The 21,980-nt window shown below is 34.7% G+C and carries 22 protein-coding genes and 1 pseudogene; 13 read left to right on the top strand and 10 right to left on the bottom strand.

Annotation, left to right across the window (positions count from 1 at the left end; genetic code table 11):
• Positions 1 to 2 precede the first annotated feature (2 nt).
• Positions 3 to 248, bottom strand: a complete 246-nt coding sequence (locus tag BM350_RS11785) for a helix-turn-helix transcriptional regulator (RefSeq protein WP_090911799.1) — start codon at positions 246 to 248, stop codon at positions 3 to 5.
• A gap of 174 nt (positions 249 to 422) precedes the next feature.
• Here BM350_RS11785 and BM350_RS11780 point away from each other — a divergent pair, with 174 nt between their 5' ends.
• From BM350_RS11780 to BM350_RS11740, 8 genes and pseudogenes are all read left to right on the top strand, one after another.
• Positions 423 to 806, top strand: a complete 384-nt coding sequence (locus tag BM350_RS11780) for a helix-turn-helix domain-containing protein (protein WP_090911801.1) — start codon at positions 423 to 425, stop codon at positions 804 to 806.
• Between the two features lie 161 nt (positions 807 to 967).
• Positions 968 to 1,822: a hypothetical protein gene (locus tag BM350_RS26910; RefSeq protein WP_348272199.1), complete on the top strand. Its 855-nt coding sequence runs from the start codon at positions 968 to 970 to the stop codon at positions 1,820 to 1,822.
• A 134-nt stretch (positions 1,823 to 1,956) separates the two neighbouring features.
• Positions 1,957 to 3,936 (top strand): DEAD/DEAH box helicase, encoded by a 1,980-nt coding sequence (locus BM350_RS11765; RefSeq protein WP_170857690.1) that lies wholly within the window; start codon positions 1,957 to 1,959, stop codon positions 3,934 to 3,936.
• 18 nt (positions 3,937 to 3,954) lie between these two features.
• Positions 3,955 to 4,284 (top strand): hypothetical protein, encoded by a 330-nt coding sequence (locus BM350_RS11760; RefSeq protein WP_090911805.1) that lies wholly within the window; start codon positions 3,955 to 3,957, stop codon positions 4,282 to 4,284.
• Between the two features lie 116 nt (positions 4,285 to 4,400).
• Positions 4,401 to 4,922 (top strand): ImmA/IrrE family metallo-endopeptidase, encoded by a 522-nt coding sequence (locus BM350_RS11755; protein WP_090911807.1) that lies wholly within the window; start codon positions 4,401 to 4,403, stop codon positions 4,920 to 4,922.
• Between the two features lie 25 nt (positions 4,923 to 4,947).
• Positions 4,948 to 6,090 carry a site-specific integrase gene (locus BM350_RS11750; protein ID WP_090911808.1) on the top strand — a complete coding sequence of 381 codons (1,143 nt, stop codon included), beginning with the start codon at positions 4,948 to 4,950 and terminating at the stop codon, positions 6,088 to 6,090.
• Positions 6,091 to 6,896: 806 nt separating this feature from the next.
• Positions 6,897 to 7,208: pseudogene (locus BM350_RS11745) on the top strand (hypothetical protein); the annotation flags it as partial.
• Positions 7,209 to 7,963: 755 nt separating this feature from the next.
• The gene (locus tag BM350_RS11740; protein WP_244547980.1) at positions 7,964 to 8,260 is read left to right on the top strand and encodes an LVIVD repeat-containing protein; all 297 of its coding nucleotides are present in this window, start codon (positions 7,964 to 7,966) and stop codon (positions 8,258 to 8,260) included.
• 250 nt (positions 8,261 to 8,510) lie between these two features.
• On the opposite strand, the gene BM350_RS11735 is transcribed toward BM350_RS11740, so the two are convergent.
• Positions 8,511 to 9,533 carry a GH25 family lysozyme gene (locus BM350_RS11735; protein WP_090911811.1) on the bottom strand — a complete coding sequence of 341 codons (1,023 nt, stop codon included), beginning with the start codon at positions 9,531 to 9,533 and terminating at the stop codon, positions 8,511 to 8,513.
• Positions 9,534 to 9,819: 286 nt separating this feature from the next.
• On the opposite strand from BM350_RS11735, the gene BM350_RS28010 reads away from it, so the two are divergent.
• Positions 9,820 to 9,960: an excalibur calcium-binding domain-containing protein gene (locus tag BM350_RS28010; protein ID WP_090912616.1), complete on the top strand. Its 141-nt coding sequence runs from the start codon at positions 9,820 to 9,822 to the stop codon at positions 9,958 to 9,960.
• A gap of 115 nt (positions 9,961 to 10,075) precedes the next feature.
• Here BM350_RS28010 and BM350_RS11725 read toward each other — a convergent pair whose 3' ends face one another.
• From BM350_RS11725 to BM350_RS11715, 3 genes are all read right to left on the bottom strand, one after another.
• A complete protein-coding gene (locus BM350_RS11725; RefSeq protein ID WP_090911813.1) occupies positions 10,076 to 11,992 on the bottom strand; it encodes an LTA synthase family protein in 1,917 nt (638 codons plus the stop codon).
• A 263-nt stretch (positions 11,993 to 12,255) separates the two neighbouring features.
• On the bottom strand, positions 12,256 to 12,783 hold the full coding sequence (locus BM350_RS11720; protein ID WP_090911815.1) for a DUF4398 domain-containing protein: 528 nt from the start codon (positions 12,781 to 12,783) through the stop codon (positions 12,256 to 12,258).
• A 240-nt stretch (positions 12,784 to 13,023) separates the two neighbouring features.
• A complete protein-coding gene (locus BM350_RS11715; RefSeq protein WP_090911817.1) occupies positions 13,024 to 13,500 on the bottom strand; it encodes a glutathione peroxidase in 477 nt (158 codons plus the stop codon).
• A gap of 213 nt (positions 13,501 to 13,713) precedes the next feature.
• Here BM350_RS11715 and BM350_RS11710 point away from each other — a divergent pair, with 213 nt between their 5' ends.
• Together BM350_RS11710 and BM350_RS11705 are read left to right on the top strand one after the other, a co-directional pair.
• Positions 13,714 to 13,935, top strand: a complete 222-nt coding sequence (locus BM350_RS11710) for a DUF3925 family protein (RefSeq protein WP_170857689.1) — start codon at positions 13,714 to 13,716, stop codon at positions 13,933 to 13,935.
• A gap of 88 nt (positions 13,936 to 14,023) precedes the next feature.
• On the top strand, positions 14,024 to 14,995 hold the full coding sequence (locus BM350_RS11705) for an MBL fold metallo-hydrolase (RefSeq protein WP_090911821.1): 972 nt from the start codon (positions 14,024 to 14,026) through the stop codon (positions 14,993 to 14,995).
• Between the two features lie 94 nt (positions 14,996 to 15,089).
• Here the strand turns inward: BM350_RS11705 and BM350_RS11700 are convergent, their stop codons facing one another.
• Together BM350_RS11700 and BM350_RS11695 are read right to left on the bottom strand one after the other, a co-directional pair.
• Positions 15,090 to 15,773, bottom strand: a complete 684-nt coding sequence (locus tag BM350_RS11700; protein ID WP_090911823.1) for a DUF3600 domain-containing protein — start codon at positions 15,771 to 15,773, stop codon at positions 15,090 to 15,092.
• Entirely contained in the window at positions 15,773 to 16,348 is a 576-nt protein-coding gene (locus BM350_RS11695; RefSeq protein WP_090911825.1) for a sigma-70 family RNA polymerase sigma factor, read from the bottom strand. Before BM350_RS11695 ends, BM350_RS11700 begins: the two co-directional genes overlap by 1 nt.
• Before the next feature lie 184 nt (positions 16,349 to 16,532).
• Between BM350_RS11695 and BM350_RS11690 the strand changes: the two genes are divergently transcribed.
• Both BM350_RS11690 and BM350_RS11685 read left to right on the top strand, forming a co-directional pair.
• Positions 16,533 to 17,516, top strand: coding sequence for a quinone oxidoreductase family protein (locus BM350_RS11690; protein WP_090911827.1), 984 nt, complete (start codon positions 16,533 to 16,535; stop codon positions 17,514 to 17,516).
• 31 nt (positions 17,517 to 17,547) lie between these two features.
• Positions 17,548 to 18,168, top strand: a complete 621-nt coding sequence (locus tag BM350_RS11685; RefSeq protein ID WP_090911829.1) for a hydrolase — start codon at positions 17,548 to 17,550, stop codon at positions 18,166 to 18,168.
• Between the two features lie 202 nt (positions 18,169 to 18,370).
• Here BM350_RS11685 and BM350_RS11680 read toward each other — a convergent pair whose 3' ends face one another.
• From BM350_RS11680 to BM350_RS11670, 3 genes are all read right to left on the bottom strand, one after another.
• Entirely contained in the window at positions 18,371 to 19,540 is a 1,170-nt protein-coding gene (locus tag BM350_RS11680) for a DEAD/DEAH box helicase (RefSeq protein ID WP_090911831.1), read from the bottom strand.
• Between the two features lie 19 nt (positions 19,541 to 19,559).
• Positions 19,560 to 20,087, bottom strand: coding sequence for a hypothetical protein (locus BM350_RS11675; protein ID WP_139207574.1), 528 nt, complete (start codon positions 20,085 to 20,087; stop codon positions 19,560 to 19,562).
• A 90-nt stretch (positions 20,088 to 20,177) separates the two neighbouring features.
• The gene (locus BM350_RS11670) at positions 20,178 to 21,866 is read right to left on the bottom strand and encodes a formate--tetrahydrofolate ligase (protein WP_090912618.1); all 1,689 of its coding nucleotides are present in this window, start codon (positions 21,864 to 21,866) and stop codon (positions 20,178 to 20,180) included.
• Between the last annotated feature and the right edge of the window lie 114 nt (positions 21,867 to 21,980).

Raw genomic sequence — 21,980 nt, 5'->3', positions numbered from 1 at the left:
CCTTAAGCTAGTTTTTTAATCTTTTTTGACAAACCATCCATTTGTTCCTCTAAGGAACATTGATATGCAAAAAAAACTGTCCATTCAAATTGAAGTATGTTACCTATTTTTTTAGCAACAGGAACTGATGGAGTTTTAACTCCATTTTCAATATGTGTGTAGTAACTTCTTGCAATTGAACATGCATTTGCTACATCTTCCTGAGTTAAACCCTTGTCATTTCTGATATTCTTTAACCATTCTCTCAATTCGAAACCTCCTAACGTTCCTTTAAGGAACATCTTTAAAATGATTATATGTTACTTTTAGGAACATTTCAATACTTTTTGTATCCTTTTTGGAACTTTTTTCTTTTGTTACTTATAGAAACATTATCTATGCTTTATAATTATCTTATGTATCAATGAAATGGTGGTGAAATGATGAAAACTTTCGGACAAAGACTAAGGTATTTAAGGGAACAAAAGAAAAAACAAGACCCTAAGTGGACTCAATCTTATGTAGCTGATCAATTAGATGTTGCTAGAACTACATACACTGCATATGAAAATGACACTAAGCAACCACCATTGGATACCATAAATAAAATAGCGACTCTTTTTAATACTTCAACAGACTTCCTACACGGAAGAACTGACAAATTAAACTATGAAGAGATAGATGCTGCGCTCAAAGATCCTAAACTCGGACTTTGGTTCAAAGACATCAAAGATGCTTCTCCAGAGAAACAAGAAGAACTTCGCCAGTTTTGGGAGTTTATCAAGGTGAAAGAAAAAAATCGTAAGCCTGGAGATGAACAAAAATAATACACGCTCTTATTGCGTGTTTTTATTTATTCTACAACTGTATAAAAATTACACAGTTACATAATTTTTCAGATTAGGAGTACTAGTAAATGAACACTTTTTTCGCAATTCTATTCGTATTAGGAATTATATCCACTTTAATTTTATTAATTACCTCATTTGTGTTTCGTTTTAAAAAGAAACACAACACTAAGAAATTTTTCAAATTTACCGGCATAGCATTTATTGTCTCCTTTATTTCATTTGCGGGATTTGGGATGTCTATGACACCTGAAGACAAACAAAAAGCTAAAGAAGCTCAACAAGAAAAAGAAAAACAAAAAGAAGAAGCTAAGAAAAGGGCAGAAGAAAAAAGAAATGCTAAGGAAAAACAACAAGCTGAAGAAAAGAAATTAGATGAACAGAAAAAGCAAGAAGAAAAACAAAAGCAAGAGGAAGAAAAGAGATTAGATGAACAGAAAAAGCAAGAAGAGAAACAAAAACAAGAGGAGGAAAAGAAACTAGAAGAACAGAAAAAACAAGAAGAGAAACAAAAACGGGAAGAAGAAAACAAAATAGCAGAACAAAAGAAGCAAGCAGCGTTTTCTGCCTATACCCAAAATATTAAAGGCGGAACATTTATTAAAGACATAAAACTGACTAATAATGAAGCTGAAATTACATATTTTGATTCTTACACATCTTATAAATCTCAAAAGCCTGACTCTCCTGTAAAAGAAGACTCATATAAACAATACTTTGCAACTGGAGACGCTATTGAAAAAATGTTTGTAAGCGAACCAGCTAGGTTGCTAAGACAATTCCCTGACGTAAATGCAGTTAAAATGACCCTCCCTTACGATGGGAAAACATACAGCATAAACTTAGATCGAAAATCATTAAATAAATACATTGGTTTTAAGATTGAAAGCCTACAGCCAGAAGACCAATCTTGGCAGAAGAAGTTTAATGATTCGTATGTTTATGATAAAACAAAGCGTGAAAAATTTTTTAAGAATTTTGTTACAGTACAATAATTTTGAAGAAGATGCTAAGCAGTAGCATGTTTCTAAGTTAAGGGCTAGAAAATATCCCTTAACTTATGATAAAAATAGTTAGTAAATTAGAAATAGACAGTATTATTAACTTTATTAAAGAAAGGATGAAATACATGAGTATCTTTCAAACAACTAAACCATTAATTGAAGGTAATCCTAATTTATATATCCCTCAAATCAATGCATATAGAGCAGCTATTTCTCATTACAAGGAATTTCAAGATTCAAGTCATCGTGAAAGTTTAATTATCATGCCTACTGGATCAGGTAAAACAGGTGTAATGGCTATGCTTCCTTTCGGTTTAAGCAAAGGAAGAGTTTTAATTATTACTCCTGGTAAAATTGTTCGAAAAACAGTATTTGAAGAATTCGACTCTATTACAAATCCAGAAAATACATTTTGGTATAAACGTAAGGTCATACTTGACCGAAGCAAGTTTCCAAAAAGTTACTTATACCAAGGTTTCAACAGCAAAGATGAAGAAGCAAAACAACAAACTTTAAAAAAGTTAAACCTTGCAGATATCGTAATCACAAATATTCATAAGATAGTTGGTAGTAGTGAGGAAGTGAATTTAAAAGACTTAGTTAGCCATGATTTTTTTGACATGATTATCATCGATGAGGCTCATCACGTGGCGGCAGATATGTGGCAAAAAACACTAGATTATTTCAAAGATTCAAAAGTCATCAAATTAACTGCAACACCTTTTCGAAGTGATAATTTAAAGATTTCTACTCATGAATACGATCCGATATTTGAATATACCCTTGCTGAAGCTATAGAAGATGGACTCTTAAAAAATGTAGTAAAAGCAGAAGGTATTCCCGGTGAATTAAGTTTTCATGATTCAAAAAGTGGTAAAGACTATACACTTGAAGAAGCAAAAAGAATCCTTGGAAATGATTGGGTAAACAGGACTATTGCAATGGATGAAGTATGTTCAAAACAAGTAATTAATCATACCAAAGAAATCCTAGAATTGAAGCGAAACAGCTATCCTTACCATCAAGTTCTAGCTGTTACTTGTAATGATGAACATGCTCAATTAGTTACTAAATGGTTTCAAGACTGTGGTCTTTCATGTACGTATGTCAGTAGTCGATTATCACCAGAGCAAATTGAAGTACGTTTAAGTGATTTTGCTAATGGACAATATGACGTTATGGTAAGTATTCAAATGTTAGGTGAAGGTTACGATAATCCGAATATATCTGTAATATCTATTTTTAGACCTTTTAAAACCCTGGCTCCTTACGCTCAAGCTATAGGACGTGGCTTAAGAAAAATATATGGTCAAGAACAACATGAGGTAAATAATTTCTGTAATGTTGTTTATCATCAAGAACTAGGATTAGAACCACTTTGGAATTATTACAAAACACAAGAAGAGTATGGACAATTCTTAAAGAAACAAGCTAAAGATATTACAGAACAACTAGCTTTTACTTTCGATGAATTGGGTTTCATAGAAAAGGAGCCTGTTCCTGGAAGAACACCTATTTCGGATCATGATCCTAATCCAATCTTAGTAAATATAGGATCTGTAAGTTCTTATTCTGTAAAAGGTTTAGGAAAAGAAGACTCATTCACACACAATGGTTATCAAGAATATATAAACGCTACACATAAATTAGTTGCCGAGGCACAACAAATTACACAACAAAAAATCGATGAGATTAAAAACATGCAAGTTATGGGACTACTTGAAGAAGATCAAGCTGCCCTTCTTATTAACCAATTAGAATCTAAATCTCAAATTGAGCACGATAATACATTCGATGAATATCAAAAGTTACTTTTAGCCGAGACAATGCGTAAGGATTTTACAAGATGGATGCATTCCAAATTAGATGAGTTTTTCAAAACATCCGTTCTAGAAAAAGAAGGGTTTGAATTATTTAAAAGAGAAAATACTATTGATAATGTCCCTATAAATAATATAGGATATATTGTAAAGAATTTTAAACAGGGACTATATCGTACAACAAGGAAGCATTTCACTTCATATTTACCAGAAGATTTTGCTGTAGCAAAAAAACGCTTCTTAGAGAAATTAGCCTTCTATTTAAATCAGTACGGTGAAAAATAGTATTAGGAGGAACCTGAAATGATGAAATGTAACAAAGAAAGGGGATTTAATTACAAGGGTATGCATTACCTTGATTTAGTAGCCAGCAACATTCAAAAAGGTGGTACAATTTTAGATATATCTTTCATAACACAAGAAAACGGATTAGTAACAGTACATATTGCAACTAGCTATGCCGAAGATTTAACTAAAATAGTCGATAAACTCACTTATAAAGATGAATTGCTTATAACTTGGGAATTGGTTACTTCTTATAAATCCCATATAATCTTTTCAAGAGAGATCTTAGATAATTATCTTATACCAGACAATAAAAATAGAGAATTAGAAAACGCTTATACATTATAGAAACATAAGAAGTTCAATTAAATAACAGTTTTTCCAAAAGCCCTCTTCACGGGCTTTTCTTTTTGCGTTAAAATAAGAACAGGTGTTCTCATTTTACGATAATGGAGTGAAATAACATGTACAAATCACAGCCCTACTACACGACACAACTTGAAGACTATACGAAAAACTTGTACCAATCACTCTCTATCTTTGTTCCAGAACAAGTGGATATGATGAAGATTGCACAAAAGCTAAACATTTGGCTTTATTTCGCTCCAATAGGAAGTTGCGCAATAGATCGTAACGGTCTAGTAAGCATTATATTAGATAACAGAAAGTCTCCACAGGAACAATTTGAAGATTTTGGTCATGAGATTGCACACCTTCTCTTCCACTCTGGTAACCAATTAAATATGCCAAAGATGTTCTTGGATTACCAGGAAGCAAAGGCACAGAATTTCGCTATGCACTTTTGTATTCCGACCTTTATGTTACAAAAGTTAACTCTCCCATCCTCACGATTAGAAGCAACCCACATACTTTCTAATACGTTTAACGTGACTGTAGAGTTGGCTAACAAACGTTTAACTCATTATGAAAGACAAATGCTTGCGAGTCGCATTCGAGACTTTTTACGGATACATTACGCTGTTTAATTGATGATTAGGAGGTCTTAGTCAAATGAAAGGATATTTTAGAAAACGCAGTGACAAGTGGTCTTTTACAGTTGATATTGGAATAGATTCAGAGACTGGTAAACGAAAACAGAAAACAAAAAATGGCTTCAAAACAAAAAAAGAGGCTCAAAACGCTGCTGCTGCTATAATTACAGAAATTGAAAAAGGCATTTACTTTGATGATAAACATATAACTTTATTAGACATTTGGGAGAAGTTACAACCTATCCGCAAGGCTGAGTTAAAAAAAACATCTTTTGAAAAACAAAAAAGTCTTATGAAACTTTATGTACTTCCCCTATTCGGCTATAAAAAATTAAAGGACATTAAACCTTTTATGATTCAAAGTCACTACACAGAATTAAAAGAACAAGGATTATCTAATGGAACAATTAGTAATATTCATCGCTGTTTTCGAGTTATTTTCAAGCATGCTGTTGAATGGGAAATTGTGCATGATAATGTCATGACAAAAGTAAAGAAACCACGTGAAGAACAAATGGAAATGAAAACATGGAGTGTCCAGGAATGCAATCGTTTTTTGGAGTATTTAAAACGTATTGATAACAAAAAATACTACATATTCTTCTTATTAGCAATTTATACTGGAATGAGACGCGGTGAACTTCTCGCTCTTACATGGAAAGATATTGATTTTATCAACAAGCGTATATTCATTACAAAAGCACTCACTAAAACAGATGAAGGATTAGCAGTTGATTCTCCAAAAACAAAATCATCTTATCGAAGTATTAGTATTTCAAATTTTGTTATTGAGCAATTAGAGGTATACCACAAATATCAAAAGATGATTTTCTTCCGATTTGGAATAAAGATTGGCGAAGAATCTTTTGTATTTTGCGGAAAAACACCTCTTTCACCATTACATTTAGATGCCCCGCATCAATTTATGAAAATACATTATAATCGTGCCGGTGTTCCTAGAATTCGAATTCATGACTTACGACATACACATGCAACACTGATGCTTGAAGCCGGTGAGCATCCGAAAATCGTACAAGATCGTTTAGGTCACTCTTCTGTTCAAATGACATTGGACAAATATAGCCATGTGACACAAAACATGCAGCAAAATGCTGCTGACAATTTCGAAAACATTATTAACAATCAGCATAAAGTACAATAATAAACAAATATTTTCAATGTGGTCAAAATGTGGTCATTTGCATTTTTTTATGTTAGAAAGCCTTGATATATACGGCTTTTACAGACATCTCGTTCATTCTTGGGAGAAGAATGAACAGTTTTAAAATAATTCATTTTGTAATTCTCAAACACTATAAAGCGCCAAAGACCTTTATTAATAAAGGTTTTTGGCGCTTTATAGTTCTTGGTTTTATTTTATTAAAATATTATTTTTTCACTCATTTCCATATAAATTTATATAGCTTGTGAACAAAGTGTGAGCATGTTATGTACCAATATTCCTTGTAAAAATATCAAAGTACTCGTTTTCATTACATCACAGATCTTTCAACTTTTTAGAGAAGCTTACTGCCAAAACGCAGATATTGCACACCAATACATTTATTGGAAGACAAATCCTTAGTCTCCCTATGCTAGGGAAACAAAATAGCCCCTTTTTTGGTTTTTGGTGGCATAATCAGTGTTATCGGAAGCTTTTTATAAACAACCAGAGGAGGATTTTTCATCCCCCTATCTTCCTAGCTTCCCTCTCAATCTTAAAGTGGGAGTCTTCTGCCCAAAAATAGCGGGATAAAAAGGGCTCGTTCACCCCAAAATATACCTCTACAGCAAGACAAACGCTCAGCCATCTAAACGCTTGTTACATAGAATAGAGAGAATACCTAGTAAATTCCTTGTTCATAATATTACTTTTAACATTATGAACACTCAAATTACAAAAGTAGGAAACCTATCTATACACGAAATAAGGTGATTCGACGGTTTCCTAGAAAGGATGAACGCATCTTGTCTTTTCCAAATATACCTAATATTACACCTACCATTTCTGTTACGACTCCACAGACCATTCCACTGCTTTTAAGCTCCATTGCCCTAGAAGAATTAGCTTTGGCTCATATTATCAATGCTGAGGCTGAGAAGCTTCAATTTGTTCTCGGAACATTACCACCGGGAAGAACTACACTTTCTCCTCCAGTAGTTACAATATCTAATCTTCTTACTGTCAACTCAAGTGTACAAAGAACCCTTCGTGACGTCATCAAGAAGGAAATGCTCTTGGAATTCAAATTCGAAAATGTGCTGGATTTGTTAGCTACTATTACTCCTCCACCCACAGCAACGATTACCTTGAATGCCGATCCAACCACGGTATGTGCTTTGGGAACAGGGGCACCAAATAACTCTGTTCTTACTGGTCAAGTGTTGGTGAATGGAAGTCCTCCTCCAGCAGGTACACCGGTCACTTTTACAGTGAATGATATTTTTGGTACCATAGCTCCTAATCCTGCTCTTACAGATGCATCCGGCAATTTTACTGCCACTTTCTCATCTACCGGCGATTTTGGAATATTAATTGTTACTGCTACTGCTTTGGGCGTAGACAGCAATTCCGTCACTATTAACATTATGAACTGCATTGGGTAACTATTATTTTATCTACTGCTAAATATGTAATGAATGATTCCATAAAAGAATCGAATACTACTACTTTTTCTAGACCAGTATTGATAAATGATAAAAATAAAAACGAGCTGAATGAATATTAGCTCGTTTTTTATACATACATGGAAGAAAATGAGGAGAATTGGATTTGTAGTATGTGTTTTCACTAATATCCTAGATGCTTCATCGATTCAATAAAAGGGACTCTTTCAACAAGAAATGTACCTCCACAGTAGGACAAGTGCTCAGCCATCCAAACGCTTGTTACATAAAATGGAGAGAATAACTGGTAAATTCCTTGTTTATTATATTACTTTTAACATACGGTAGAAGTTTATGATATTACCATTCCTCCGAATCCTGTACGTATAACGGATTTTGGTACAGGATTTTTAAATGGCCCTACTGGATTGACGACTGCAGGTACCACGTTGTATGTAGCAAATTTCAACAATAGTACCATGGATATTTTTGATATTTCCATTCCTCCAAATCCTGTACATGTAAGGAATTTGGATGCCGGAGCTTTAAATGGTCCTGAAGGATTGACGATTACAGATACGACTCTGTATGCAGCAAATTTTAACAATAGTACGGTAACAATTTTTGATATTTCCATTCCTCCGAATCCTGTACGTGTAGCGAACTTTGGTGCAGGAGCTTTAAATGGCCCTTTCGGATTGGCGATTTTTACAGTAGGAGGTTAGAGAGTTCTATCTTGGAGCCCTTCCTTTTTCATGATGTATACCGTATTCATGTCATGTTTATATAACATATCATTATCGTCAGTCTTTCTCCTTCCTAATCCTTTATGAAACAAAGATTCTCGTCTCTTTCACTCACTTTCCCAATTTTCATTATTAATCGGTAGGCTAATAGGTCGATGCCGCAAAATAAAAGCTTCCGTATCAGCAGAATAAGAAAACTTCCACTCAAAATTGAGCGGAAGTTTCCTTATTATCGAATCCACTTTACATAAGATTCGTCAAAATACATCCAACCTTCAACACCATCTTTGTACACATAAATCCAATCCTCGTATCTGAAATGAACATCCCAAGCTCCAACATTTGCTTGCCCTACAACTGGATCACCTTTTGATGCTCCTTTGCGAAGGTTAATATTTGTTCCTGAAATCCAAACAACTCCTTTTGTTTTCCCATCTTTATTGATTTGCGCTACATCATCACGAACCCAGTTGTTTTCCGCAATTTTGTACCAAAAGTGAGAGTCATCATAATACCAATCGAGATAAACGTGACCTGAATTTTTATAAACTTGCCGCATGACTTTTGCATCTAAAGATGGCCTTTGGCGAACATTAGCAACTTGGACAATTATAGTGATACTTCCTAAGTTGTTTGTTTGCCAATCTGGAGGAAGAATAATTTCACCGTCATCATTTCCACCTATAAACCATTCAAGAGATTTGTCTCCTATAATATAGTTTAAGTCACATTCACCAATTCCATCTACATATCCTGTATCAGTATACTGCCATAAATCACATGCATAATCTGGACGCTTCCCACCGTAACGTGGGATCCAAAGGAAATCAGCTTGTATATTTTGTAATCCATAAGAACCATACAGGTGATGACTTACGTACAACCCAACTTTCCAACCAGCTGCTTTACAAGTATTAATAAACATTTGCGATGCTTCTGCTAGTTTACTAGGACCACAACTCGCTAATGTATCATCCTCAACATCTAACACAAGAAATTTAGCATTAGGGCTTGTACGAGCCATAAAATCCTTAGCTTCTATTACAGCATCCGTTACACTGACATAGCATCCATAAGCATATGCAGCGTGTGGAATGTTACGTTGTTCTAAATTTGCAACGTATTCCTTATATTTTTCATCTATTACTCTCGAACCGTATTGTACACGACAAATAGCCAAGTCTAATTGCGGCGCTGCTACGTCCCAATCGATATCGCCGTCCCACTTTGAAATGTCAATAATATGTCCCATTTCTGAATATCTCCTTTTTATTATTATATTCAGAATCTATTTTATGGTCTGTCCAAATACCTATTATCATTCAAATAAATAGTTTACTAGATTTATCTTCACATCTTATACTTGGAGGATGAATTTAAGTTTGAAAAAAGCGCACCTTTAAAATACCTTGTACTTTTTGAAAGAAACAGTGCCGCTTCTGTTGTAATGTTTGAAAATGGTGTGCTATATTTTTAGATTTCATTTCTTACTCCCTTCATTTTAATCCTTAATTTAATTAACATACTTACATTGTAAAATTATACCACCACCATTCTACTTATTTTATGTTTTATTTCATTCTTTAAGAAAAATAGAAAAGCCACCTTTACATGTAGGTGAGCCTGACGATAGTCGTAAATTAGATAAAGACGGTGACGGTATTGCCTGTGAAAAATAATATACATATTTAAAATCATTTCTTTTGGCTCAGTTCCACCTCTTTGAAGTTTTTTCTGTCAAATATAATATTAATGGATAATGAAAACCCCGATGCACAGACATCGGGGTTTTCATTATTCTTTTTCTTTAATAGCTGTTTTGATCGTTCCTGATTTTACTTTATTCCCATCAAAGAAGCGTAACAAGTCACCTTGAATAATACTATCGGACATTTTTAATTCTGTCTGTGCTCTATCAATAAGCGGTTTTGCTTCTTGTTCTGGTACTTGAACAACTTGACCGTTTTGACGATTGTAAAATGTGTTATTGTAATAAATATATTTGTCTGTAATAAAGCTTCCATCACGTTCTACAACAAATGGTTTGCGTTCTGGTGAAAATAAATCATGACCAAACTCAATATCGTTAGAAGTATCAACTCCTAATAAGTGAAGAATTGTTGGTTTTACATCTACTTCACCAGCAGGAGCAGTCATTGTTTTTCCCTCTGTTTGACCTGGAACATGAATAAATAATGGTGTACGTTGCAACTGCATGTGATCATATGGATTAATTTCATTTTTCCCTAAAAACTGTGCCATCGCACGGTTATGGTTATCTGAAATACCGTAGTGATCACCGTAAAATACGATAACTGAGTTGTCATATAATCCCGTTTCTTTTAAGCGTTCAATAAAATGTTTCAAAGCTTCATCTTCGTAACGCGCTGTAACAAAATAATTATCTAATGTTTCATCACCTGAATTAAATGGTTCAATCATTTTTATACTGTCATCGTACGCAAACGGAAAATGATTCGTTAACGTAAGAAAACGAGTATAGAACGGCTGTTGAATCTTTTGTAATTTATCCACAGATTGATCAAAATATTCTTTATCCTTTAATCCCCAGCCAAGTTTCGTCTCTGGAGTAACTTTATAATCTAATTCATTGTAGAATCGATCATATCCTAATGACGGATACATCATATTACGATTCCAAAACGTAGCATTATTCGCATGGAATACAGCTGTATAATAGCCTTGCTGATGTAAAATTTCTGGAGTTGCTACATACTCGTTTCCGGCATTCGTAAAGAATACAGAACCACGATCTAACGGATATAAAGAATTATCAATCATAAATTCTGCATCCGATGTTTTCCCTTGTCCTGTTTGATGATAAAAGTTTTCGAAATAATAACTTTCTTTTTTAAATTGGTTTAAAAACGGTGTAACTTCTTGTCCATTTACTTTAGAATCAATTAAAAAAGACTGCGTTGATTCTAAAGATACAACGATAACATTCTTTCCTTTTGCCATTCCAAACATATTTGGATCAGGCTTTACCTCCACCGTCTTCATATAATTTTCTGCTTCTTGAATTTTACTTCCGTCCGCAAATACTTTTTGTGAGCTTGTCTTTACTTGCAAGCCAAGATCATATAATTGATGAACATATAATCCAAGGTTTTTCACAAGCATAACACGGTCAAATGAACGAGTTAATAATTCAGGGCGTTCTTTTTCCGCAAAACTAAGGTTTACCATAAAAACTGCGATACAGATTAAAAAATATAGTGACTTCATAGAGCCAGAAACACGTGCTGTTTTTGCAAAATTAGGCTTCTTTTTAGCAATGTAAAATAAAACGATAATATCTATAAACATTAAGATAAATTTAACGTTTAACAATGCTTTGACACTAGATCCTAATCCATCCATATTCGACGTTTGCATTAATACCGGAAGTGTAACAAAATCATTATAAAAACCATAAAACATCACATTACCAATTAAGATAATGGTCATAATAAGGTTAATAATGATAGCTATATAATTCCGTTTTTGACCCTTTGCAAATAAAGCAAGTCCAACTAACACTAAAGAAGACGCTAATGGACTAATAAAGAGAATCCATTCCTGCATAGCAGATTCTAGCTTTAAGTCAAAACTAGTTCGCGTAACAATATATGTTTTTAACCAAATCAAAATAGCAACTAATAACGGAAAACGCATATTTTGAAATTGTTTTTTTAACGTTTCTTTCATTTCTCTCTTCCTCTCTGACTGAACAATAGTAGCATAATATCTCTTCATATATTTATGGCTTTTTTCTCACCGACACATTGTATCGAATACATTTGTATTCCGTGTGAACTTTTTCTTTTTTTATGTAAAATGAATACATGAAAAAAGAAGCTCTTCTATATGAGCTTCTCTTTTACTATAGTTCCTTCAAATTCGCTCCTTGTAGAAAGCGAAGAATCACCTTGCTTATTGCTCTGTTTCTTAAGGCTTACTGTTTCTATATGTTAGTTTTTCTTTGCCTCTATTTTTTCTTTTACTTTTTCAGCTTTATCTAAAGATTCCCCAATCTCTTTTTGCTTTTCTCTTATTTCATCAACGCTATCTACCGCTTTAATTGCTTTATCAATGCCTTTTTCTTCTATTTTCTTTCTCTTTTCTTCTCTCGTTATTTCTTTATTCTCTATATCTTTTGCCTTTTGCAACATATCTTCAGCATTGGACTTTACAGCTTTTTCAAGTGTCGTATCTTTTTTTATATTTATCACTTGATTCGAGTCTTCCATCGCTTGTTTATAATCTCCATCTTTTAATGCGGTCGCACCATGTTCCATCCATTTTGCAACTTTCATAAATGTTTTTGTTTCATCAGTAGATTTTTCTTGGTCAGCTTTTTCAAACCACATAATTGCATCACTATACTTCTCATCTTTCAATGCTTTCATACCAGCTTCAACATGCGCACCATAATTACTAGTACCACAGCCGGCTAACATAATAAATAAACATCCTATAGTTAAAATACGTTTTTTCAAGCTATTTTCCCCCTACAACCTTATACTACTATATTATTTTTAAATACTTCTATTATCAAATAAAAACTCTTCTGTATTAACAATTTAAATCTATTTTACTTTTTCAACATATGAGTCCCTGCTATACCAAACAAAACATAATCTACACTCAATTTTCCCCTTGTTTTCAACTTTGAAAAGCACTAATCTCTTCTCTCTCGCTCACATAAAAAGAAGCTCTTTTATATGAGCTCCCTCTTTCTATAGTATTTTTTCAATTTCTTTTTCTAACTGCTCTGGTTTCGTTTGCGGTGCAAAGCGATTCACTACTTTACCATCACGACCTACTAAAAATTTTGTGAAATTCCACTTTACCGCTTTCATTCCTAATAATCCTGGTGCTTGCTCTGTTAAATAGTGAAATAACGGATGTATGCTATCACCTTTTACCTCAACCTTCATAAACATAGGGAACGTTACACCATAATTTAATTCACAAAAATTCGTAATATCTTCTTCTGTCCCTGGTTCTTGTCCGCCAAATTGGTTGCATGGAAATCCGAGTATTTCAAAACCTTGTTCTTTATATTTTTCATACAAAGCTTGTAATCCTTTATATTGCGGTGTAAAACCACATTTGCTGGCAACATTCACAATTAATACTACTTTTCCTTCATATTCACGTAACGACTTTTCTTCTTCTTTTATTGTTTTTGCAGAAAAATTATAAATTGTCATATTATATCGACTCCTTAAGTTCATACACGCCTATATATCCATCATAAAATGTATGGTGTACATTGTCTAATGAGAATGTTTTATTTTTGTTCAAAAAATCGTCACAATTAACTAGACATTTTACTTGGAAAGTTTTACAATAAAAGTGTGAACAAAATGTGACATTTTATCTTCTGAATTGTGACATTTTCAATTCCATTATTAAAAATAGGGATGGTGTTGATAATGAAAACTGCACAAAGTGAAAAGCTTTCTAATCGCGAATTTTATTTCGTACTATACATGATGATGTTACTTGTTTTAGGTTGGTTTATGGATGTTAACGGTATTTTCTTAAGCAAATATTTCACACTCGCGGGAATGATTACTGTTCCAGCAATCGGCGGTCTTGTCGGCTACTTTATTATGTCTCTTAGCAAACAACAAAATAACTAAACGTATTACATAAAGGCAGAAAACGATGTTTCGTTTTCTGCCTTTTCTTTTATAATAAAAGAATAATAAAATACAAGGAGTGATAAATTTGAAAAAAGTAGAAAAACTATCTTCACAGCTATACCTTATCGATGATTACGACTTACAACATGAACAACGTACAGGTACATATGTTTTACTTGGTGATGAGATTACGATAATTGAAACGTGCGCCGCACCTTCTCTTCCTTATCTATTAGATGGATTACAACAATTGAATATCCAACTGACCGATATAAAAAATATTATTGTTACACATGTTCATTTGGACCACGCTGGTGCTGCTGGCTTAATGATGGAAAAATGTCCAAGTGCAACGCTGTTCGTTCATTCTAGGGGCGCTCGTCACATGATTGATCCGACAAAACTCATTCAAGGTGCAAAAGCTGTTTACGGTGATTCATTTGATAAACTCTTTCATCCCATTTTGCCTATTCCCGAAGAACGTGTTCACATCGTACAAGATGGTGAAACATTGCAAATTGCCAATAATCGGGCGCTGACATTCTACGATACACCAGGTCATGCGAAGCATCACATTAGCATTCATGATTCTTTAACAAATGGTATATTTACAGGCGATACGATTGGCATTTACTACCGTCAATTAGCCGAACTAGGTGTTGAACTTTATTTGCCAACAACATCTCCTACACAGTTTCAGCCTGAAGCTATGTTAGCTTCTAAAGACCTTATTCAAAATATGAATGTCGATTTTATTTATTTCGGTCATTACGGTGCCTCTTCTCATATTTCTGAAATTTGCAATCAGCTAGAACATTGGCTCCCAATATTTGTTGAAGCAGGAGAGCAAGTGTTTCAACAAGAACAAAACTTTGAAAAAGCAAGCCAAGAGCTGTCCGATTTATTACTTGAAAAAGTATCATCACACCTTACCAACCAAGGCGTCCCAGCGTCGCATTCTATTTATGACTTGCTAAAACTCGATTTAGAAATCGGGGCTATGGGAATTATTGATTATTTGATAAAACGAGAACAAACAGAAACAACTCCAAAATAAGGATTTTACTATCTTGACCAAAATGTTTGTCGCTGTAACAAAACAGAGTCTACTTTTCTTGTCATGGACTCTGTTTTGAAGTTTATTCGATATGTTACTTTTGTACTTTTTCACTAACATAATTCATGAAATGATCTGCTTCTTGAAATTCTGCTTTATATTCTTCAGGAACCTCATCTATCGTTATAGGTTCACTTGATTTCATTTTCGCTTGTATTTTTTCATATGTCATTTGAGCATGTATATATTGCTTAAATTCTTCAGAAGTTAACACTTCTTTACTTGATTTCTCTCCGTTTAACTTATCAAAATACGGTTGAATTACCATTGAAGCCTTCGTCATTTCCTCTTGTTTCTCTTGAGAAAGTTGATCGTAATCAATATTACCATTTGCATCTCCATACTTCATTTTTGCATCTAGTAGTCCTTTTAACAATGTTGTAAACTCTGTATACTCTTTGTCTCCCATTTCACCTTTTGCTTGCGATAACTTCGCATTTACATGCATATACCCTTGAAATGTTGCATTTGCAAAATGTTTCTTTACATTATCAAATGATCCATACACACCATCTGCCACAAGAGATTGATACGCAAAAGCACTCGTTGGAATAAGTAATGTTGCTGCTAACACACTCGTTATAAGACGTTTTTTCATTGTTTTCCCTCCGCGTTCTACTTTTATTTGATTCATTACTTTGTCTTTCAATTCCGGTGATGGTACAATTCCTTTTGCTTCTTCTTGCAAAGATTCTCTTACTTCGTAATCAAGACTCATTATGCATCCCCCACTTCTTTTAATAAAATATTTCCCTCACGCTCTTTTTGCCGTAATTTCTTTAAGGCTGCATGAATTCTAGATTTAACCGTTCCAACTGGTACATCTAAAATATTTGCTACTTCTTCTTGAGAGTAATCATGTAAATACCGCAGGATGATGACTTGTTTTAATTTATAAGGTAACTTATGTATCGATGTAATAAGCTCTTGATTGGACAGCTTGTTGACAAGATCAGTAGAAAAATCAAATTCAATTGGTTTTCGCTGTTCTTCTGCTTTTTTCACAATCCGTAGACGCATCCATCTCTTTCTCCTATAGGAATGAATTTGTCTTACAGCAAGACCAATTAACCATGGCCTAAAGGAGCGCCCCCGATCAAATTGACTAAGCGATTGATACAATTGCATATATATTTCCTGAACAACATCATCTACATCCGACTTTTCCTCGATTAAAAAGTGAGCTGTCTTATACACATCTTCAATTGTTTTATCGTATAGTTCACTATATGCTTCCTGATTTCCTAATAACGTCTGCTCGATAAGATAACCATATTCAGCTTCTTTCTCCATCCTTCATCCCCTCCTTCCTTATGTCGTACACTATATATTGGCAAGAACAGAAAATTTCGTTCGATTTTTTTGAAATAAATTTTTCATAACGTTTTCTTATAACTCTTCATAACCATTATATAATTTTCCAATTTATGATGACCTTTTAAAATAAATTATAGAATCTACTTTAGGAGGACAGATCATGAAAGCAATTATTGTAACTGCCTTTGGAGGCCCTGAAATGATGAAATATACAGACGTAACTATGCCGTCTATTAACGCGAATCAAGTTTTAATTCGCGTTGTCGCAACAAGTGTGAACTTTGCTGATATTAAATCTCGATATGGAAAAAAGGGCACCGGGAATCTTCCTTTTATACCTGGTATAGATGCTGCTGGAATCGTAGAACAGGTTGGGGCTAACGTAACGAATATTAAGGTAGGACAGCGCGTTATTGCTTTTCCAGTTAACGGATCGTACGCCGAATATGTTGTAGCAAATGAAGAACTTACTTTTGTATTACCAGATGAAATTGATTTTGAAACGGCTGCAGCCTGTCCGATTGTTTCGTTTACAAGTTATACACTGCTAGCAAATATTGCAAGGTTACAACAAGGCGAAACTGTACTGATCCATGCCGCTGCAGGAGGAATTGGTACAACAACTATTCAACTCGCTAAAATTTTAGGTGCTGGAAAGGTCATTGGAACAGTTGGAAATGAAGCAAAAAAGAAAATTGCTTTAGAAGCCGGAGCAGATCATGTTATTTGTTATAAGGAAGAAGACTTTGTACATAAAATGAATGAGATTACGAATGGAGAAGGTGCAGACGTTATATTGGATTCTATTTCCGGTACCATATCAGAACAAAGCTTGCAATGTCTTGCTTTCTATGGGCGCCTCGTCCATTTTGGAAATGCAAGCGGTAATATCGGAACATTTCAGACAAAAGATTTACATGCAAGCTGCCGATCTGTTCTTGGCTTTAGCTTTGGAACAACTCGAAAAAAACGACCTCATTTACTCGGGCATACTGCAGAGCAAATATTTCCTCTTTTAAGCAATGGTAGCCTACAAATTAAAATCGGAAATCATTTTTCACTTCAGGATGCAGGGAAAGCACATGAATGGGTCGAAAGTAGACAAAGTACCGGAAAAGTTTTATTAAATGTTCAGCCAACATAACATGATTCTCTTTCAAGCGGAGGTACCTTTCATGGGATCAAGAATTATGCATGTAATTATAGCGAATTTGGTTGCAAAAAAATTAGAGATTCAAGACAAAACTTCTTTCCTACTCGGAGGAATTGCGGCAGATGCAGTTCATTCAAAAGAGGAAAAAGAAATATCGCACTTTTATAAAGGCACAGTAAAGAATTATACAAGAAAAATTGATTATGAAGCATTCCTACATAAATATAAGGCGTACAAAGATTCTCCTTTCATATTAGGATATTACACACATCTCATTGCTGATGATATATGGCTGCAAGGCTTCTATCTTCCCTGGCTCAAAAATCGAATCGATCATGATCCTAATATCCTTTCTTTGTACCATCACGACTTTAAGATTTTAAACGGAAAGTTGCTACATTATTATGATAGGGATAAGAACTTATTTCATATCTTAAATATGAACGCGAATTTGATAGGTATTGAGGAAGTACCAGGGGAACACATCCATTCTTTTAAATCATTAGTGTTTGAAGATATGCTGTACTCACAGCAAGATTTATATGAGCCTCTACAAGTATTTACAATGAATCAAATTATTGGTTATATAGAAACTTCTCTTCATAAGAGTGTGTTTTATTTAGAACAGCTGCGTATTACCTGATAAAGTGAAACTTTAATCAGTGGGGATTTGCTTCATCCCCCACTGATTATCAGCCCTCACCAATCGGGCTTTTACGGGCAGTCTATCTCCCACCTAACTTCTTTGCTTTCGCTGAATTTTGAAGTGGGAGTATTACTGCCCGTTAATGCGGGATAAAGAAAAGCCGTGGCTACATCATATTCGCAGCTACGGCTTTTCCCATTTATCTAGGCTTTTTCTTTCCAGTGAATGCTGGTTTCTTTTTCTTTGGAGCTTTCGGTTTCGATTCAACAAACGATCCTTTAAACATTTCTTGTTTCTTGAACTGAATACCTAGCTTCTTCGCAAATTGAAGTAACTTCTTCTCTTCTTGTGGTGTCACAAGTGAAATGACCGTTCCTTCTTTCCCCATACGTCCTGTACGTCCTGAACGATGAATATATTGATCCAGCGTATCTGGCAATTCTAAATGAATAACGTGTGTTAAGTCATCAATATCTAATCCACGCGCTGCGATATCTGTTGCTAATAAAATCTCTACTTTGCCTTGACGGAATGCACGCATTGTTGCTTCACGTTCTTGTTTGCTCGCTTCCGCATGAAGAGCCGCTGCTTTCATCTTACGGAATTTCAATTTCTCAGCAATTTCATCTAAACGGAACGGATCATTTAAGAAAGCAACTGCTTTTACATCACCAGTATGCATAACTTTACGAACAAAATCATTTTTTTCCCGGCGTTCACAAACGATATACGTATGTTCAACAAGACTCTTCGTTTCTGTTCGTTTCACACGAATAAATTGCGGCTGAACTGCAAAATCACGTGCTACTTCTTCTGCATCTTTTGTCATTGTTGCCGAGAAAAATACGACTTGACGATCACGCATTGTCGATTTAATTACATCGGCCACGGCATCAATCATCTTTTGTTTTACAATTTGATCAAACTCATCAAATACAATCGTTTTCACTTCATGCATTTTCAATTTCTTCATACGGATTAGTTCTAAAATACGTCCAGGTGACCCAACGATTACTCGTGGATGTTTCTTTAGCTTCTCTACTTGACGCTTAATATCTGCACCGCCAATTAAAGATGCACCTGAAATCTCAGTACCTGCCGTAAACTTTTGTACTTCTTCATGAATTTGCATCACAAGTTCACGCGTTGGTGCTAAAATGACCACTTGAGGTTGTTTCACTTCAGGGTTAATTTTATGTAAAAGTGGTAATAAATACGCTAATGTTTTACCTGTTCCTGTTGGAGATTCAGCAATAACGTCTTGTCCTTCTAAAATCGTTGGAATAGCTTGCTTTTGAATTTCAGTAAACTCTTTAAAACCAGCCTTCTCCCAAGCTTGTTGCAAAAATGGTTGCATTTCTTTTATCATTTCTTTTTCTCCTTTATCTCTATTTTTGAAGAAATTGTTGTATTATTCGCATCGTTTCTATCATATGAGAAATAACAGTTACTAAGTCATCGACATGATCTTCTGTAATCGCTTTTTGAAATAAGATGTCTACTTTATTATGATATGAAATCGCTTGCTTATTATATTCGTATGAAATTTGCTGCGTAATCATTCGTTCTTTTCCCCATATGGATTGTAGCAACGCTTCGATTTCTTGGCAATCTTTTTCTGGATGCCCCATAGAAAATTCAAAGAAAAGTTTCATTTCACAGCCAGGAACAAAATTTGGTACCGCTAATATCTCACCTGATAAATTCTTTGCATCAACTGATAATAAAAAAGTCGCTTCCACTAATGGCTCTATATATTCTGTGAGCTGAAACGAAATGGTATACGTACGACTAAATGATGCCAGATCCATTATATCCTTTCGATTCGTTACAACGATATCAGCATGTAAATCAAAATCATATACAGCTCCTTCAACGACAACTTTTAAATTTTCAAAAACAGTTGGATCAAACATATATTCCTCCAAAAAACAAGCGCCTTTCCATCGAAAGGCGCCGTATGATGTACGTATAGTTTACCGATAAAAGAGAAGAAATACAACCTTTTAGAATAAACCTACTGCTTTTCCATCTTCATTTACGTCCATTTGCAAAGCAGCTGGTTTCTTTGGAAGGCCTGGCATTGTTAACATTGTTCCTGTTAATGCAACGATAAAGCCAGCACCAATAGATGGTTTAAATTCTCGAATTGTCACAATAAAGTCAGATGGACGTCCTAGTTTTGTTGGATCATCAGAAAGAGAATACTGTGTTTTTGCCATACAAATTGGTAAGTTACCCCAACCTTCTGCAGCAAATTGCGTTAATTGTTTGCGAGCTTTTGGCGCAAATTCAATATCTTTTGCACCGTATACCTTTTGAGCAATTGTACGAATTTTCTCTTCTAACGGAAGCTCTAAATCATATAAAGGTGCGTATGTATTCTCACCTTTTTCAATTACTTTTAATACTTTCTCTGCCAGGTCAACACCGCCTTGACCGCCTTTTTCCCATACTTCCGTTAAAGATACTTCATAACCGCGCTCATTGCACCACTCTTGTAAGTATACAACTTCTTTATCCGTATCTGTAATGAACTTGTTAATTGCGATAACAAATGGAACACCGAATGCTTGAATTGTTTCAACATGTTTTTGTAAGTTTTCCATACCTTTTGCTAACGCATCAACATTCTCTTCTTTTAATCCATCTTTCGCTACGCCGCCATGCATTTTAAGGGCACGAATTGTTGCAACAATAACAACTGCTTCTGGTTTGATTCCTGCTGCACGTGCTTTAATATCTAAGAATTTCTCAGCACCTAAATCCGCACCAAAGCCAGATTCCGTAATCACATAATCACCTAATTTTGCTGCCATTTTCGTTGCGATTACACTGTTACAGCCGTGTGCAATGTTAGCAAATGGGCCGCCATGAATGATTGCTGGTGTATTTTCTAACGTTTGTACTAAATTTGGTTTTAACGCATCTTTCAATAACAGTGTTAATGCACCTTCTACACCTAAATCTTTTACTGTTACAGGTTCGTTATCCATGTTATAAGCTACAACAATACGTGCTAAACGTCCTTTTAAGTCTTGTACATCTGTCGCTAAGCAGAATACAGCCATAATTTCAGATGCAACTGTAATATCAAAGCCGTCTTCACGCGGCACACCTTGCACTGGTCCGCCAAGGCCGATTACAACATTGCGAAGTGCACGATCATTTAAATCTACACAACGTTTCCATACGATTTTACGCGTATCGATACGCAAATCATTTCCTTGTTGAATGTGATTGTCAATAAATGCTGCAAGTGCATTATTTGCAGTTGTAATCGCATGAATGTCACCTGTAAAGTGAAGATTAATATCTTCCATTGGTACAACTTGCGAGTAACCTCCGCCTGCTGCACCGCCTTTTAATCCCATAGTTGGTCCAAGAGATGGTTCACGAAGCGCAATCACTGCTTTTTTACCGATTTTATTAAACGCTTGTCCTAAACCAACTGTTACCGTTGATTTCCCTTCCCCTGCTGGAGTAGGGTTAATCGCTGTAACTAGTACAACTTTTCCATCTTCTTCTCCTTGTAAGCGCTTAAAAATATCAAGAGATAGTTTCCCTTTATAATGACCGTACGGCTCTAATTCTTCTTCTAAAATGTTTAATTCTGCTGCAATCTCTTGAATTTTCTTCATACTTGCTTCTTGTGCAATTTCAATATCAGATTTTACTGTAGTAGTTGCTGCCATATTCCCTAGTCCCCCTTTAATTGTTTCTGAAAATATTGTATCAGTTTTTTGTATTTTCTGCACTTATAATCCACCTTTACAATAAAACTTCTATCCGTGAGGATTATTGCCCAT

The organism is Bacillus sp. 103mf, from assembly GCF_900116295.1.
Taxonomy (GTDB): Bacteria; Bacillota; Bacilli; order Bacillales; family Bacillaceae_G; genus Bacillus_A; species Bacillus_A bruguierae.
Note: the sequence above shows the minus strand (reverse complement) of the source record. Positions and strands in the feature narration are given on the sequence as shown.